Origin of the sequence: Salinimonas iocasae (assembly GCF_006228385.1) — a bacterium.
Classification (GTDB): Bacteria; Pseudomonadota; Gammaproteobacteria; order Enterobacterales; family Alteromonadaceae; genus Alteromonas; species Alteromonas iocasae.
Map to the genome: position 1 here is coordinate 2,583,638 of NZ_CP039852.1, position 16,703 is coordinate 2,600,340.

At 48.7% G+C, this 16,703-nt stretch carries 15 protein-coding genes, 4 tRNA genes and 1 other RNA gene; 2 read left to right on the plus strand and 18 right to left on the minus strand.

Annotation, left to right across the window (positions count from 1 at the left end):
* The first annotated feature begins 77 nt into the window (after nucleotides 1-77).
* Both FBQ74_RS11480 and FBQ74_RS11485 read left to right on the plus strand, forming a co-directional pair.
* The gene (locus FBQ74_RS11480) at nucleotides 78-3,443 is read left to right on the plus strand and encodes an ATP-binding protein (RefSeq protein ID WP_168190656.1); all 3,366 of its coding nucleotides are present in this window, start codon (nucleotides 78-80) and stop codon (nucleotides 3,441-3,443) included.
* 219 nt (nucleotides 3,444-3,662) lie between these two features.
* Nucleotides 3,663-4,184: a hypothetical protein gene (locus FBQ74_RS11485; RefSeq protein ID WP_139756801.1), complete on the plus strand. Its 522-nt coding sequence runs from the start codon at nucleotides 3,663-3,665 to the stop codon at nucleotides 4,182-4,184.
* Between the two features lie 293 nt (nucleotides 4,185-4,477).
* Here FBQ74_RS11485 and FBQ74_RS11490 read toward each other — a convergent pair.
* The 18 genes from FBQ74_RS11490 to aspS form a co-directional block, all read right to left on the minus strand.
* Nucleotides 4,478-4,568 (minus strand) — tRNA-Ser (locus FBQ74_RS11490).
* Nucleotides 4,569-4,666: 98 nt separating this feature from the next.
* A complete protein-coding gene (nadA, locus tag FBQ74_RS11495) occupies nucleotides 4,667-5,725 on the minus strand; it encodes a quinolinate synthase NadA (protein ID WP_139756802.1) in 1,059 nt (352 codons plus the stop codon).
* Nucleotides 5,726-6,023: 298 nt separating this feature from the next.
* Nucleotides 6,024-6,157, minus strand: a non-coding RNA gene (locus tag FBQ74_RS11500) — RtT sRNA.
* 37 nt (nucleotides 6,158-6,194) lie between these two features.
* A tRNA-Lys gene (locus FBQ74_RS11505) sits at nucleotides 6,195-6,270 on the minus strand.
* 52 nt (nucleotides 6,271-6,322) lie between these two features.
* Nucleotides 6,323-6,398: transfer RNA gene (locus FBQ74_RS11510), tRNA-Lys, on the minus strand.
* Between the two features lie 38 nt (nucleotides 6,399-6,436).
* Nucleotides 6,437-6,512 (minus strand) — tRNA-Lys (locus tag FBQ74_RS11515).
* 272 nt (nucleotides 6,513-6,784) lie between these two features.
* Nucleotides 6,785-7,600, minus strand: coding sequence for a tol-pal system protein YbgF (gene ybgF / locus FBQ74_RS11520; RefSeq protein WP_139756803.1), 816 nt, complete (start codon nucleotides 7,598-7,600; stop codon nucleotides 6,785-6,787).
* Nucleotides 7,600-8,166 (minus strand): peptidoglycan-associated lipoprotein Pal, encoded by a 567-nt coding sequence (gene pal, locus FBQ74_RS11525; protein WP_139756804.1) that lies wholly within the window; start codon nucleotides 8,164-8,166, stop codon nucleotides 7,600-7,602. The genes ybgF and pal overlap by 1 nt, the downstream gene beginning before the upstream one ends.
* Before the next feature lie 41 nt (nucleotides 8,167-8,207).
* A complete protein-coding gene (gene tolB, locus FBQ74_RS11530) occupies nucleotides 8,208-9,524 on the minus strand; it encodes a Tol-Pal system beta propeller repeat protein TolB (RefSeq protein WP_139757948.1) in 1,317 nt (438 codons plus the stop codon).
* 14 nt (nucleotides 9,525-9,538) lie between these two features.
* Nucleotides 9,539-10,366, minus strand: a complete 828-nt coding sequence (gene tolA, locus FBQ74_RS11535; protein WP_139756805.1) for a cell envelope integrity protein TolA — start codon at nucleotides 10,364-10,366, stop codon at nucleotides 9,539-9,541.
* Nucleotides 10,367-10,370: 4 nt separating this feature from the next.
* On the minus strand, nucleotides 10,371-10,793 hold the full coding sequence (tolR, locus tag FBQ74_RS11540) for a protein TolR (protein ID WP_139756806.1): 423 nt from the start codon (nucleotides 10,791-10,793) through the stop codon (nucleotides 10,371-10,373).
* 27 nt (nucleotides 10,794-10,820) lie between these two features.
* Nucleotides 10,821-11,510: a protein TolQ gene (gene tolQ, locus FBQ74_RS11545; RefSeq protein WP_139756807.1), complete on the minus strand. Its 690-nt coding sequence runs from the start codon at nucleotides 11,508-11,510 to the stop codon at nucleotides 10,821-10,823.
* Nucleotides 11,500-11,898 carry a tol-pal system-associated acyl-CoA thioesterase gene (gene ybgC, locus FBQ74_RS11550; RefSeq protein ID WP_139756808.1) on the minus strand — a complete coding sequence of 133 codons (399 nt, stop codon included), beginning with the start codon at nucleotides 11,896-11,898 and terminating at the stop codon, nucleotides 11,500-11,502. Before ybgC ends, tolQ begins: the two co-directional genes overlap by 11 nt.
* A 378-nt stretch (nucleotides 11,899-12,276) precedes the next feature.
* Nucleotides 12,277-13,287, minus strand: coding sequence for a Holliday junction branch migration DNA helicase RuvB (gene ruvB, locus FBQ74_RS11555; protein ID WP_139756809.1), 1,011 nt, complete (start codon nucleotides 13,285-13,287; stop codon nucleotides 12,277-12,279).
* Nucleotides 13,288-13,299: 12 nt separating this feature from the next.
* Complete coding sequence (ruvA, locus tag FBQ74_RS11560) at nucleotides 13,300-13,920, minus strand: Holliday junction branch migration protein RuvA (protein ID WP_139756810.1); 621 nt, start codon at nucleotides 13,918-13,920, stop codon at nucleotides 13,300-13,302.
* A 12-nt stretch (nucleotides 13,921-13,932) separates the two neighbouring features.
* On the minus strand, nucleotides 13,933-14,451 hold the full coding sequence (gene ruvC, locus FBQ74_RS11565) for a crossover junction endodeoxyribonuclease RuvC (protein ID WP_139756811.1): 519 nt from the start codon (nucleotides 14,449-14,451) through the stop codon (nucleotides 13,933-13,935).
* Complete coding sequence (nudB, locus tag FBQ74_RS11570) at nucleotides 14,451-14,891, minus strand: dihydroneopterin triphosphate diphosphatase (protein WP_139756812.1); 441 nt, start codon at nucleotides 14,889-14,891, stop codon at nucleotides 14,451-14,453. Before nudB ends, ruvC begins: the two co-directional genes overlap by 1 nt.
* Nucleotides 14,892-16,655 (minus strand): aspartate--tRNA ligase, encoded by a 1,764-nt coding sequence (gene aspS, locus FBQ74_RS11575; protein ID WP_139756813.1) that lies wholly within the window; start codon nucleotides 16,653-16,655, stop codon nucleotides 14,892-14,894. It abuts the gene before it with no gap.
* Between the last annotated feature and the right edge of the window lie 48 nt (nucleotides 16,656-16,703).

Below are 16,703 nucleotides of genomic sequence, written 5' to 3' on the forward strand. Positions count from 1 at the left end.
GACTATGAATATTATCATAGTCGAATATATCCTATATGCCCACCTGCAATATTTTTGTATCCTCCCCGGGGGACGTGGTGCTGGAACGCGCTTTAACAGCGCGCGTGATTGAGCGGCTACGAAAAATATTTGGTCATCGCAGTGAGCTCAATGTTCTTTTATGGGAAGAGCAGCCTCTGGAAGCCAGAGAGTCATTTCAACCCCAACTCCCCGACCCTGCCACTGTTGATTTGTTTATCCTTATTTTATGGCAGCGAACAGGAACACTACTACCTGAAAGCGCCCTCCCAGCGACATTTGCAGGTCCGTTAACCGGCACTGAATACGAATTTATCGCAGCGCGCAAAGCGCAACAAACTAGTGGTAAGCCGGCTGTGATGGTATATCGCCGCACTGATAAAGCTGGGGAAAACGCATCACCAGTAAACGCATTTTTTAATAGACACTTTACCGACAACCAGCAGCGCTTAAGTAACGCGTATCATCAGTATAAAACCATCGGTGAGTTTGAGTGTTTACTGGAAAAGCACTTACACCGGTGGCTCGACAATTTTCTTCCGACGCCCACCGAAACAGAAATGATTAATGCGCGGGCATGGTATAGCGGTAATCCCTTCCAGGGGCTTAAAGCCTTTCGCTTTGAGCATGCTAATGTGTTCTGCGGACGAGATGACGCAATAGCCGAAGCACTGGAAAAACTAAAGTACAAAGCCGTCATGCATCAGCCGTTTCTGCTTATTGTCGGCATGAGCGGCTCGGGAAAATCGAGTCTGGCACGGGCCGGCATTTTACCAGCGCTTTATAATCCGGATCTGTTACCGGGTAGTGGAACGGTTCTACGCGGTGTAATGCGCCCGGCAGACATCGAAGGTGACCCTTTTCGTGCATTGGTTTCAGCGTTAGCGGCAAATAGCGCTCAGCAACTTGTACCTACTGAGCAGATAAACGCTACCGCGACGCTGGCCAGAAACGACAAGATGGCATTTCTCGAACAAATCCGTCATGCACTAGAAGCACATCACGCTTCTTCAACGCTGGTTATTTTAATTGATCAACTCGAGGAACTTTATACATCAGCGGCTATCTCCGTCACTCAGCAAAAACATTTTGCTGAGCTGGTCGCCGCTCTGGTGGAAGAATTGGATATTTTTGTTATTGCCACACTGCGCAGTGACTGCTATCACCACCTTTGTGCGACACCTGAGTTTCTTCGCCTGAAGCAGCACGGGGGTCAGTACGACCTGTCGCCCCCGTCGCTCTATAATATTCGCCAAATGATTACCACTCCGGCAATTGCCGCGCACCTGCACTTTGAAGAAGGTGAAAAAGGCCAGCCGCCACTGGACGAAGTCATCGCCGATCGCGCCGCACAGTATCCTGAGAGCTTACCGCTACTTGAGTTTACCCTCACTCAGCTTTACGACATGCGAACTCCCGGCGGGATGCTGACGTTCAAACACTACGCCTTGCTTGGTGGTATAGAAGGTGCGATAGCCAGTCACGCTGAAACCATTTTCAGAGGTCTGGGCAAAGCGGTGCAAAAGCGCTTTGCCCAGGTTTTTAATCAATTGACCAGTTGTGACCCGAACGGACGGTATTTAAGAAAATGGGCAGTTTGTGAACAACTGCAGAGCGATGCAAAAGCGCGCCAGCTGGTGGAAGCATTTTTGCGAGCCAGGCTCCTGGTTAGCGAACGTAATCCTGATGATATAGAAATTATCACCCTGGCTCACGAGTCCCTCTACATTCATTGGCCGAGGCTGGCGCGCTGGCTACAGGTCAACCGCTCGTTACTTAATGTACGTGATCAGTTGTCGGATCAGGTAACGCGCTGGATCAAAGCAAATCGTGAACCCGCCCTTCTGCTCAACGCCGGAAAGCCACTTGATGACGGAAAGGCGCTGCTTAAAAGTGAACTTACGCTTACCACCGACCAGGAAAACTATATAAAGGCTTCTGAACGTCGCGCCCGACGTGCTCAAGCACTTCGCTATGCAGCGATCGGCGCCCTTATTGCGACTACCTTATATGCGACAAGCGCATCGTTTTCAGCCAGAAAAAGCCAGCAAACTGCTGAACGTAGTCTGGCTAAAAGTCAGGATTTAATTGAGTTTTTAATTGGTGATCTTCATACCGAGCTGGATAAGCTCGGCCGTCTGGATGTCATGCAGTCGGTCGGTGAAAAAGCCCTGAACTATTTTGCAGAGCTTGAGGAGACACAAACCAGTGACACAGGTTTATTAAACAGAACCAAAGCGCTATATCAGATAGGTAGTGTCTATATGGATAGTGCGCAATACGATAAAGCCACCCAGGCATTCGAGCAAAGCCTCGCCCAGGCGCGAAAGCTGACGACTCAATCGCCCGATAAGTTTGATTATATTTATGAGCAGGCACAGGCGGAATTCTGGTTAGGGTACGCGCACTGGGTGGCAAATGAGCTGGATAAAGCAGAACGACAGTTTCTGGCATACCGCAAGGCCGCACTCAGGCTAAGGGACCTCGCTCCTTCGGATACCGCTGCCATGATGGAGGTCGCTTATGCGAACTCTAACCTTGGCACGCTGGCAGATAGTCGCGGCAATATTGATGGCGCTATCGCGTACTTTCTTAAAGCAGCTGAAGTGACGGTGCAGGTTGTATCGATGGCCCCTGAAAACCTTGATGCAATCGCAACCCTCGCCGATGTTTATTCCTGGCTTGGATCTGCTCATCAAAAACAACTTAAACTGACGCAGGCACTGAGTTTTTACCGTAGTGAAAAACAGCTTTTTGAGCAAATCGCGCGTTTGGAAAACAGCTACCGTGCCCGTATCAATGTCGTGTTAGCAAATAACCGCCTGGCGAAAGTACAAGTATACAGCGGCAATATTGATAGCGCCGTTGCGATTTACCAGGCTCAAAAGAACACGGTTGAGGAGTTGGTCAGACACGACCAGGAAAATACCCGATGGAGAGAAATCTTAGCCTCCATTCACGCTTTTCTTGGTGAAGCCTATTTGCTCGGCAACCAGTTAACACTTGCCGAGCAAAGCTTTGATGACAGCTTTTCTATTGATGCGCGGCAGCCTGAACAAGGCGGAAACTACTGGACGGCAACGTTTTATCATCGCCATTACTGGTACTGGCGTTTACTCAAGGCACAGGGTAAAGATTCAAAAGCACAATCTTTTGAGAAGACGTTGTTATCAGCCAACGAGCCGGCGGCGAGGCTATGGCGCTTTCGGGTTGGCAGTGCGCTTAAGCTACCGAACGTAGATGTACCAGATAATTTGCTGGGTCCGGGTGCATTAATTGCGTTATATGAAAAAGCATTATCGGAGAAGAATCATAAACAGCTGGAGAAACTGGTTTCGAAAACACCGGAGCTTATCTGGCAGTATCCGGAACTTGCTGCGCTGCAAACGGATATACAAACCGTGCTGGCGCTTAACTCACTATGACATGGAGACCAAACTATGTCAGTTGATGCATTCACTATCCCAATACGACCAAACCTCCGCTGGTACAGCGACTGGCATACCTTACGTCAGACTGTCTACATATACCTGTAAGCGAAAAACCGGGCTGTCCTGGCCGGGTACGAAAAGACGACAGAAGTAATTAGCTGTAAAACAAAACGAGAAATATACATAGCTTTATTTAAAACTGAGGAACGACCAATGAAACTTACATACGCATGGGCCTTTGCAATATTCATCGGGCTGCTACTGGCTACTGAAGCGCACGCCAATCCTAATGCTGTTGACGTTGAATTCAAAGCTGATGAAGGCGAGCCTGATAATCTCACACTTTATCGGGATAATCAGCCTATCGATATTATTGAATTTACAGAAGATAACAAGTTTATACGCTTTCATTTTCCTGAAGGCTACGCTGACTTTGATTTGAAGGTTTTTGAACAGAACGAAGTCGAACAAAAGCAAGAGATTATGAAAGCATATGCTGAAGATGTCGCAGAGGGTATCGAATCTTTTAATTCACTTTGGCGAGGCCATGCATCCAGTGCACAAAATGCCAGAGAATTTCAGGTGCACTCCGTAGCCAGCAAATTATTGGTCGTGCGCAACAAAAATGTGGATGGTACGCCTGAGGGCGTTCTGCACGATTACATCATACGATTCACCGTTGATGGCACTACCTATTTACTCGACCCGAGTATTCGGAACACGCGGCCAAACTAGCCTGGCATCAGTTATTTCATTTTAGAAGCGCGTGACGTATAAGTCGGTAAATCATGTTACGGCGATTATCGTTTTTGCGTCCCAGCTATTGCGGCAAAGGCTATCGCTGTTTTTTGTATCTGGCGCAGAGAGAGGGATTCACTCGCGCCCTCCATGGCGCTCGCCCTGCGGGCAGCCTGAGGCTGTGCAAAACGGCTATCCTGCCGTTTTGTCGAACCCGAGGGTTCTCATCCCGACTCTGTTAAACGCAAATAAAAAAGCCCTGCACGAGGCAGGGCTTTTTTATTTGAATCTGGCGGAGAGAGAGGGATTCGAACCCTCGATACGCTACAAACGTATACACACTTTCCAGGCGTGCGCCTTCAGCCACTCAGCCATCTCTCCGAAATGCTTTAAATATTTATTCAAAGCGCGCGTATAGTAGGTAATGTTGCCTGCCGAATCAAGGCTTCTTAAGAAAAAAAGCCCTGACCGCCGATTTATTACGCAGACGCTTGTTTCGCTTTTAATGACGCGGAAAAGTCCAACATACGATCCAATGGAATTAGTGCTTTTTCCCGTAACGCATCATCAACGAAAATTTCGTGCTCAGCTTTGCCTTCTGTCAGCGAGTTATATATTGCTTCCAGACCATTCATAGCCATCCACGGACAATGCGCGCAACTTTTACAGGTGGCACCATTTCCACCCGTCGGGGCTTCGATAAATGTCTTACCCGGCGTCAGCTGCTGCATCTTATAAAAAATGCCTTTATCAGTAGCAACGATGAACATCTCGTTGCTCATCTCCTGAGAGGCTTTAATCAGCTGGCTGGTTGAACCTACCGCGTCCGCCATCTCAACCACTGAAGCGGGTGATTCGGGGTGGACCAGCACTGCGGCGTCAGGATAAATGGCTTTCATATCCTGAAGTTTCTGCGCAGAGAATTCGTCGTGAACAATACACTCGCCCTGCCACATCAGCATGTCAGCACCGGTCTGTTTAGCGATATACGAGCCAAGGTGACGGTCTGGCCCCCAGATGATGGGTTTACCCTGCTCGTCCAGATGCTCAACAATTTCCAGCGCAATGCTTGAGGTAACTACCCAGTCAGCGCGTGCCTTAACCGCTGCAGAGGTATTTGCATACACTACTACGGTATGGTCCGGGTGTGCATCGCAAAACGCTGAGAACTCATCCACAGGACAGCCTAAGTCCAGTGAACATGTTGCTTCAAGGGTGGGCATTAATACCGTTTTTTCAGGGCTGAGAATCTTTGCCGTTTCGCCCATGAACTTAACGCCGGCAACGATAAGCTTTTGCTCATCAGCATCACGGCCAAATCGAGCCATCTCCAGCGAGTCAGCTACACAGCCGCCCGTTTCTTCGGCTAACGCCTGAATTTCAGGATCGGTGTAATAGTGCGCAACCATTACCGCGTTTTGTTCTTTCAGCAACGCCTTAATCTTTGCTTTAAGCTCTGATTTGCGCTGCTCTGATAGCGGAGCAGGTTTAGCAGGAAATGGATAATCTACTTGTTCTACGCGAAATGCGACTGTCATAACGTACTGACCTGGATAAACGACAGCTAAAACGGGGGACGAAGTATACCCCACTGTCATAAAGAATTCATGCTTTTGAAATAGGGGTAAAGTGGATTATTTCAAGAGCGGTGACTGTGCTGTGGGTACGCAGCGCTTCTTCTGAAAGTTCGCCAACCACATAACAATCTTTAAATTTGCAGAGCCCGGTTCAAAACAGCGCTGTCTTTATGTGACGTCCTCCTTCGCTTACTTCAAATCCTGCGCGAGCTAAGAAAATCTTTTCGAGATAATTTGAAACAGAGAAGATTGGTTGAAATGGTGGGTCGTGCTGGATGATTCGCCTGTTTCACAGGCTCACCCTGCGGGCCGTGCTAAAACACGTTCACCCTCGCCTTGCTCGGGATGTCGAACCGCTTCGCTGGTTCTAATCCTGCGCGATCATCAAGGGAGTATCAAATATTGCTTGTAGGGTAGAGATTGATTGAAATGGTGGGTCGTGCTGGATTCGAACCAGCGACCAATTGATTAAAAGTCAACTGCTCTACCAACTGAGCTAACGACCCATTTCAATATGGAAAATTCACACTGCGGTGATAACCATTGTAACGTTGCGAGTGGTGGGTCGTGCTGGATTCGAACCAGCGACCAATTGATTAAAAGTCAACTGCTCTACCAACTGAGCTAACGACCCTTCGCATTGTTTAGAAAGTTTCGCCACCATCAAGAAGATGGTGGGTCGTGCTGGATTCGAACCAGCGACCAATTGATTAAAAGTCAACTGCTCTACCAACTGAGCTAACGACCCGTAACTTTCTGGTTGCTGCCTGTCTGTGGCAACGGCGGCATATAATACTTATTTCCTGATGTGGTGCAACCCTAAATGCCGTTTTATTTGCTTTTTTTACTAAAAAGAACGTCAAGTGGTCAAAACTACATCAATACTATCAATAATTTGCCGCTAAGCCCGATAATTACTGGTTAATCAGGCCATCTATTTTTTAAAATAAATTGAAAAAAATTATATTTTCTTACTATTAAAGACTCAGAAAGCCTCGGTTAATTGAGACTTTCTTAATCTTAAAGATTGTCCAGCTTCGACTCAGCCAACCTTTTCGCCGATGAATTAGGATAGTCAGAAATGACACGATTAAAGTATTCTCTGGCTGTCCCGTTATCGCCCTGACGCTGTGCAATCGCACCCAGCTTCAACATTGCTTCTGCACGCTTGCTGGATTTCTCATAGCGATCAACTACCTGGCTGAACTGCTCTTCTGCCTGTGCCCACTCTCGCTTGTTAAATAACAGCTGTCCTAACCAATAATGCGCATTCGCTGAGTACTGGCTATTAGGATAATCTGCGATAAAAGAGCGGAAAGCAGGGATAGCTTTGTCGTACTCTCTGGATTTTAAAATCAGATTCACCGCATTATCGTACGCTTCATCCTCACTCATTGATGGCTGTGAGGCATTCTCAGAAGGCGTAGAGGCTGACGTATTACCTGATGAGCCTGAGGACGACGATGAGCTGCTGGAGCCATTCCCGCCCTGCTGTCCGGTAGATTGCTTTAGCGCTTCAACACGCTTATCAATTTCCAGATACAGTTCACGCTGGCGTTCAAGAACTTTCTCGAGTTGATTGGTGTGTACCTCAACTGATCCGCGAAGCTGATCAATTTCACCCTGCATCGTATCGATCTGCTGCTGCAATCGATGCTGCATCTCGGTGCGGCTGTCTACCATTCTCTCAAGTACGGTGATTCGCTTTTCCAGCTCCGCGGTGCCTGAATTATTGACGTCATAAACAGGTGCCTGAGCCATCGCTGTTGCAGAAACAACGAAAGCGGTGCCACAGGCACCGCTTAAAAGCGCTTTATTCAGCAAAGAAAGGCGCATTACTGATAAACGACCACGCCACGACGGTTTTGTGCCATCGCGTACTCAGTTGAGCCCATTACAGCCGGCTTCTCTTCGCCATAAGACACAGTAGATACCTGGTCGCTGCTAACACCTGCGTTCATCAGATAGGTTTCTACCGCCTGTGCACGACGCTCGCCCAGTGCAATGTTGTACTCTGGTGTACCACGGCTGTCGGTATGACCTTCGATAACCACTTCCTGGTCAGGGTTCTGAACCAGAAACTCTGCGTGCTTGTCCAGAATTTCGCGGAATTCTGATTTGATTGTTGCACGGTCAAAGTCGAAGTAAACCGTTTGTTCTTCTTTAAGCGATTCCAGTTGTTCCTGAACCATTTCTTCCTGACGCTGCATACGTTGCGCAGCTTCAGCCTTAACACGCTGTTCTTCAGCTTCGCGCGCCTGACGCTCAGCTTCAGCTTGCTCCTGGGCAACACGGTTACGCTCTGCGGCAAGCTCTTCTTCGCTCGGGCCAGATGAACATGCCATCATGGTCACCACTGGTAATGCGATAACGAAGCTTCTCATTACTTTATTAAGTTGCATCCTCTTAATTCCTTATCGTTTTTTTATAATTAATCTATTCGTTAAAACAAAAATGGTGACCAACTCGGCGACTTAACCTGGCCGTCTGAGGCTGGTAACCTTGCCTTAAAGCGACCGTCCAATGACACTAAGGATAATACCTGCGTACCATTGTGCAAGGTGCTATAAATTATCATGCTTCCGTTAGGCGCGATACTTGGCGATTCGTCCAGATACGTTCTTGTAAGCACCTGAATAGAGCCATCTTCTAACCCCTGACGTGCAATGCGATAGTCGCCTTTGGTCTGATTAACCAAAACCATCTCTTTACCATCAGGCGTAATGGTCGCGCCTAAGTTCTGTTCTCCATCAAATGTTTGACGTCTAACTTTACCTGTACCTAAATTTACGCGATAAATCTGAGGTTTACCACCCCGTTCAGAGCTAAATATTAAGCTCTTTCCATCTGGTGTCCAGGAAGGTTCAGTATCGATAGCGCGGTTACGGGTAATTCGGCGCAGCTCTTTAGATGCAATATCCATGACATAAACTTCCGGATTACCGTCTTTTGATAAAACCATTGCCAGCTTTTTGCCATCCGGAGAAAAGACTGGTGCACCATTGATGCCGGGAAAGTCCGTCATCTGCTCGCGCTCCATCGTGTAGATATCCTGAATGAAAATTTGCGGGCGCTTATTTTCAAAACTTACATACGTCAGCTTCTCGCCATCGGGTGACCATGAAGGCGACATGAGCGGCTCTGGCGAAGACAGTAACCGGGTTTCGTTTTCACCATCGTAATCTGAAATAACTAACTGATAAGGCAGATTGTTCGTTTTACGATCTTTTACCACAACGTAAGCAATGCGCGTCAGAAATGCACCACGTTGCCCGGTCAGCTCTTCATACACGACATCAGAAATACGATGCGCATACTGACGAAAGTCTGATGCATTAATCACAGCCTCGCGCTTAACGATGACATGATCGTTACCGCGCTTGCCACCTGTGGCCTGGCCTCTTAGTACATCAATCAGCTCATAACGAACCTTGTAGCGATTACCGCCCTGCTGCTCAATACTACCGACCAATAAGGTATCGATGCCTTTTCCTGCCCAGCCGGAATAACTCACATCGTTTGCCGTAGAGGGGTACTGAGGCATCTCGTCAGGCGCCATCGGGTTAAACTTGCCGCTTCGCATTAAATCAGCGCGAACGACCGAAGCAAGTTCGCCGGGCAATTCGCCATTACCTTTCCAGCTAAAGGGCACCACCCCGATAGGCCGTGCATTATCTACACCTTCAGTTATTACAATTTCCAGCGAGGCATTAGCACCTGTGGTGATAAACACCAGTGCTGCAGCCAACCATAATCGCATTGTCGTTTTAATCACTACAGTTCCACCGTTAAATTTATATCTTTAAGTTCCTGGTACACATCTGGTTCATCAGACATGGGTAATTTATCGGGCCGCCTTACCGCAGCTTCTGCCGCGCGGCACAGCGCCGGATCACCACTTAATGTCTGCACCTGCGTTACAAAGCCTGTGGTCGCCAATCGAATATTCAGCCTGCACTGTTTTCCTTCGTAGGCAGAGTCGTTGTACAGGTTTCTGACAATGGTTTGTTGAATCATTGCCTTGTATCGATCCGTTTCAGAAAGAACTTGCTGACGGCGGCGCTGTCTCTGCGCGGCCTGCTCCGCCTCGCGTTGCTCTCGCTCCAGCCTTTCCTGCTCTGCTCGCTCCTGTGCTTCCTTGCGCTTACGCTCTGCTTCGGCGCGCTCACGCGCCTCGCGCTCCTTACGTTTTTTGGCCTTTTGCGCGGCTAGACGTTCCAGTTCTTTTTGACGCTTGGCTTCTTCCGCTTTCTTTTGCTTTGCAGCCTTGGCAGCACGCTCAGCGTTGATACGCCGCTGTCGTTCAGCTTCCGCCTTACGAGCAGCCTCGGCGGCATCGCGCTTACGCTGCGCTTCAGCTTCTGCCTGCGCTTTTGCCTCGGCTTCAGCTTTCTGCTGATCCGCTATAGCCTGCGCGTCAATAAAAGTCGCTTTAATTACCGGCTGACTGGGCGCTGGCGAGGGCAGCGGATCAGGTGAGAAACTGACGCTGATAAGTAACACCGCAGCAATAGCTGCATGAATGCCCAGCGACTTATACAACGCTGATTTGTCGTCAGGCCATCGCGCCTTGCGAAAAAATGAGGGTCTTTTCTTGGGCATGCTGTCAGGACTCAACCGGATCAGTCATTAAACCTACTGAGGGAACACCCGCGTTTTGCAGCAAGACCATCAGCTCTATTACTTTATCGTAGGCAACTTTGCCATCCCCTTTCACTACCACCGGGGTATTTGGCGTCTGTTTCAATTGCTCCTGCACAATTGCTGCCAAGTCGTCACCTGCAAGCGGCGATTCCTGCGCATCGCCAACATTCAGATAAAATTTACCTTCAACATCAACCGACGCAATTAGCGGCGGAACATCTTCCTGTTCAATGGGCTGTGCACTTGCCTTAGGTAGATCCACCTTTACGCCCTGAGAAATCAGCGGCGCGGTTACCATAAAAATAATCAGTAACACCAGCATGACATCAATGTAGGGTACAACATTGATTTCCGACACCGGCCGGCGGCGTTTGCGTATATACATGCTAAACTCCTGGACGATTAATGAGTATCAGCTGGCTTGCTGATGCTGAGCAGCGATAGCCTGGCGGTGCAGAATTGCCGAAAACTCTTCCATAAAGTTGCCGTAGCTGTTTTCCATTTTCTCAACCTTGTTACTGAACCGGTTGTAAGCAATAACCGCAGGAATAGCTGCAAACAGGCCGATAGCGGTAGCAATCAGCGCCTCTGCGATACCGGGCGCGACCATTGCCAGCGTCGCCTGCTGTACCTCACCCAGCGCAATAAACGCATTCATGATCCCCCATACCGTGCCAAACAGGCCGATATAAGGACTAATGGAACCCGCTGTAGCAAGGAAAGGAAGGTGATTTTCGAGCCCATCAACTTCGCGCGACATTCTTACGCGCATCGCACGGTATGTACCATCGACAATACCATTAACGGCGGTATTGCCTTTACGCAATCGGACAAACTCTTTGAAGCCAGCACAGAATATTGCTGACATACCAGTCAGATTAGAACGCGCTGACAGCTCCTGATACAGACGATTCAAATCTGCACCAGACCAGAACTTATCTTCGAACTGGCGCATTTCGCTTTGCGCTGCTTTCAGCGCTTTCGTCCGCTGGAATATAAATGTCCAGGAAGCGACCGAAACGCCCATAAGTAACAACATAACCAGCTGAACAACAAAGCTGGCCTGCAAAAACAAACCAATAAAGGTTAAATCAGATTCCACGCGATAAATCCCCTAACAAAGTGCGTGGTATTTTTCTGGCTTTCATTTTCACCTGATCCACGCACGCAACCCTAATATCAGCGTCAACCAACAGATCGCCGCTTTCATTTTTTATTTTCTGGTGAAACACCAGACTAGCGCCTTTCAATTCTACAATCTGCGTATTAATACTCAACAATTGATTAAAACGCGCAGGCGCATAGTTATTCATTTCGACCTTTTTGACGACAAATGCCACGGATTGTTCCAATAACACATCTTGGTCATACCCCAACTCCCGCAGCCATTCCGTGCGGGCTCGTTCGAAAAACTTCAGATAATTCGCATAATATACAATGCCGCCTGCGTCTGTATCTTCGTAATACACCCTAATCGGCCAATTGTGCATAGTTATTCTTTCCAACCTAATAAAATTAATAGTTACACATCAACAAACAGAGCCATCTGCGTTAAAATTAGCCGCTTATTATGCTGCCTGAGCCCTATATTCTGTAGACATTTAATCATACCGACAAGATTTTATAACAGGCAGTTAACAGATTAAAAATTCTAATCTGAAAATATAATTTTCCTCAGTTGTGGCTTTTCAAATCTCCCTTATAATGCGCGTCATCTGTCACACAGACATCACGGCAAACAGCCTGATGGTTGAGTTTTCTCCTGTTAGACATGAGTTCCCTGGAATTATTTCCTTCAACACTTGTTGTTTTGGCCCGTTCATTTGAGCGGGCTTTTTTTATGCCCGAATATAAATTAAAAGCGCCTGTCAGGGCGCTTCTATGGGAAAACCAAAGTGCAAAAATGCACGTTGCTGGACAATACGCCCCCGCGGGGTTCGCTGTAAAAATCCCTGTTGGATAAGAAACGGCTCAATAACATCCTCAATCGTTTCTTTTTCTTCCCCAATTGCGGCAGCAAGATTGTCCAGCCCCACCGGTCCTCCATCAAATTTTTCGATGATAGCCAGCAGCAACTTTCTGTCCATGTAGTCAAAACCTTCTTTATCTACATCCAGCATATCAAGCGCCGAGGCCGCTACCTCAGCGGTAACGCTTCCATCAGCTTTAATTTGTGCAAAATCCCGTACACGTCGCAACAGACGATTTGCAATTCGCGGTGTGCCTCTGGAGCGGCGAGCTACTTCTAAAGCTCCCCCTTCATCCATATCCAGATTCAGATAATGCGCGCTGCGGCTGATAATAGTGGTTAAATCCTTAACCGAATAGAACTCCAGGCGCTGCACAATACCAAATCTGTCACGCAGGGGCGATGTCAGAGAGCCGGCCCGGGTAGTGGCACCAATAAGCGTAAAGGGAGGCAAATCGAGTTTAATAGAGCGTGCTGCAGGGCCTTCACCAATCATAATATCCAGCTGATAATCTTCCATTGCCGGATAAAGAATCTCTTCAACAACAGGGCTCAGACGATGGATTTCATCAATGAAAAGCACATCGTTTCGCTCCAGGTTGGTAAGAAGCGCAGCTAAGTCACCGGCTTTTTCCAGTACCGGCCCTGAAGTCGTTTTGATGCTAACGTCCATTTCGTTAGCCACGATATTGGCCAGCGTCGTCTTGCCCAGGCCGGGGGGACCAAAAATCAGTAAGTGGTCTAGCGCGTCCTCTCGGTTTCTGGCTGCCTGGATAAAAATTTCCATCTGCTCACGCACATGCTGCTGTCCCGTATAGTCGTCCAGCATTTTCGGCCGGATAGCACGGTCAATAACATCCTCATCAGCACTGGCTGTAGTCGCATCTATTAGTCGGTCTGCTTCAATCATAAGTAATCCTGTTTACAGTGCCGCTTTTAATGCTTCACGTATGACCGCTTCGCTGTCCATTTCATCCTGATAAACCCCTGCTACCATTTTGCTCGCCTGAGCAGGTTTATATCCCAGTGAGACAAGTGCGCTGGCGGCTTCTTCTCTGACATCGTTGACCGGCACCATCGTTTGGCCGGGCGACTCGTCCATCGGTAGCGTTGGCAGCGATATATCCTGTGCTTTGCCAAACTTGGCAAGACGATCTTTGAGCTCGACAACCAGTCGTTCCGCGGTTTTTTTGCCTATACCCGGCATCGCCACCAGCGCGCTGACGTCTTCATGCTGAACAGCACTTAAAAACTGACTGGCAGACATGCCCGATAGAATTGTCAGTCCCAGTTTTGGTCCTACACCGTTTGCCTTAATAAGCTCGCGAAACAATCCGCGCTCCATTTTATCGGCAAAGCCAAAGAGCAGCTGGGCGTCTTCGCGCACCACAAAATGCGTGTATACAGTCACTTCTTCACCGGCTGCAGGTAGCTGATAAAAACTGGTCATCGGCATTTGGATCTCATATCCCATGCCTGCCACATCGACTACAATTTCCGGTGGTTGTTTTTCAAGTAATTTACCGCGGATCTGACCTATCATACTGCTTACCTCTTACCGGAGCCGGCCGCGGACCGTTTTACGGGCCTGCCCCGCCAGCTTAACTAAACTCTGTTCTGAATGGGCGTGACATAATGCTACTGCCAGCGCGTCTGCCGCATCAGCCTGCGGCGTGCCGGGCAAATCCAGCAGGTGCCTGACCATATGCTGTACCTGTGTTTTTTCCGCGCTTCCTTTCCCCACCACGGCTTGTTTAATCTGACGCGCTGAGTATTCTGCCACCGGCAGCGTGGCCTGAGTTGCCGCCACGATTGCCGCTCCCCTGGCCTGCCCCAGCTTTAATGCTGAATCCGGATTTCGCGCCATAAAAACCTGCTCGATGGCAAATTGCTGAGGTTGGTACTGACGAATAATCTCGCTTACGCTGGTATAAATTTGTGCCAGACGTTCAGGCAGCTGCTCTGCCTTTAACCTGATGCAACCACTGCCAACATAAACCAGCTTACCCTGTTTTCGGGCAATTAATCCGTAGCCAGTGATGCGGGAACCTGGATCTATACCCAGTATTATCATTATTTTGCTTCCGGTACAAATGTCTCAACTGCCTCAACATTGGTTGGCGACCACAGTCGCGCTAATGCATCAGCCTTGGAAAGCCACTCGTACGCTGAATGTTCGGTGAGAGTTAATGCTGCTTCGCTGTTTACCTGAGCAGTGAAAACGTGCTCCCGGTTATAACGTGTACCCGGCGGGTAGCGGTGCAGCCATTTTTCGCGGATCTTAAATAGGTTGGTGGTCTGTTGATCCACAATATCCTGCTCATCTGGCTTTAGTTGCAGCCCGGTTTCTTCGGCCACCTCACGATACGCAGTTTGCAAAGCGGTTTCACCGGCCTCTATTGTGCCGGTGACCGACTGCCAGAAATCAGCATCATCGTTACGTTGCATAACAAGCACGCGGTGCTGAAAATCGTACAGCACCACTAATACTGACTCTGGTCGTTTCAACGACATTTAATCAGTGCTTTTTTTAACTACATCAATGGCAAGGTCTGCCAGTTGCTGAGGATTTGCCGCACTAGGCGCATCGGTTAACGGACAGGCTGCAGTTGTGGTTTTCGGAAAAGCCATCACATCTCGAATAGACGTAGCGCCAGTCATCAGCATAACCAGACGATCCAGACCAAACGCCAGCCCGGCGTGAGGAGGTGCGCCGAACTGCAACGCTTCTAACAGGAAGCCAAACTTGTTTTGGGCTTCTTCTTCGTCAATGCCCAGCACGGTAAAGACCGCCTGCTGCATTTGCTGATCGTGAATACGGACCGAGCCTCCGCCTAATTCAACGCCATTAAGTACCATATCGTAGGCATCGGAAAGCGCCTCTGACGGATTATCGATTAATTCCTGAGCATCAACACCACGAGGGGCAGTAAAGGGGTGATGCAGTGCATGCATCTGTCCGTCAGCTTCCTCAAACATGGGGAAGTCGACAACCCATAACGGTTTCCATTCACCTTCCAGCAGTTCAAAGTCTTCGCCCAGTTTAAGACGTAACGCGCCCATGGCTTCGGTGACGACTGTTGCGCTATCTGCACCAAACAGCAGGATATCGCCCTGCTCTGCACCTGTACGCGCAATGATAGCATCGGTGATATCTTCACTAAGGAATTTCAGAATAGGCGATTGCAGGCCTTCCTGCCCTTGTGCCTTCTCATTAATTTTTATCCACGCCAGTCCTTTCGCGCCATAGATACCAGCAAACTTAGTGTACTCATCAATCTGTTTACGCGACATACTGGCACCGCCAGGTACACGGATAACCGCTACGCGCCCTTTGTCATCATTTGCAGGGCCGCTGAAGACTTTAAACTCAACAGTTTTCAGTAGATCTGCAACATCCACCAGCTCAAGGGGGTTACGCAAATCAGGCTTATCACTGCCGTACCGCTGCATCGCTTCTGCGTATGTCATACGCGGGAAGTCACCTAAATCCACATCCAGCATCTTCATAAACAAATCGCGAATCATGCCTTCAGTAATCTTCATCACGCCGTTAGCATCAAGGAATGTGGTTTCCAAATCGATTTGGGTAAATTCCGGCTGGCGGTCAGCACGTAAATCTTCATCACGGAAGCACTTTACAATCTGATAGTAACGATCCATGCCTGACATCATCAGCAACTGCTTAAATAGCTGCGGAGACTGAGGCAGAGCAAAGAATTCGCCTTTGTGCGTGCGGCTTGGAACCAGATAATCCCGCGCACCTTCAGGGGTTGCTTTAGTCAGAATGGGCGTTTCAATATCCAAAAAGCCGTCGTCTTCTAAATAGCGACGTACTGCGGCTGTCACCTGAGCACGGAATTTAAGACGCTGGCTCATAAGCGGGCGACGCAGATCGAGATAGCGATAACGTAGTCGCTGTTCTTCAGAGTTTTCCTGATTCCAGTCCAGCGGCAGCACTGCTGACTTGCTGAATATTTCCAGCCCCGTACCAAGAATTTCGATAGCCCCCGTGCGCATGGCATCGTTAATTTGCCCTTCAGGACGTGCACGAACCTTACCGGTCAGCTTTACACAGAACTCACTGCGCAGTTTATTCGCTTCTTCGAGTACTTCAGGTAAATCCGGGTCGAAGACCACCTGAACGATACCTTCACGATCACGCAGATCGATAAAAATCAGGCCGCCTAAATCGCGGCGCTTATTCACCCACCCGCAAAGAGTGACTTCTTGTCCTACATAAGATGAATCGATGTTCCCACAGTAATCTGTGCGCATGGTCGCTGACCCCTGGTTGTTTTACTAAGCTGTGCCACGAGAATTTGC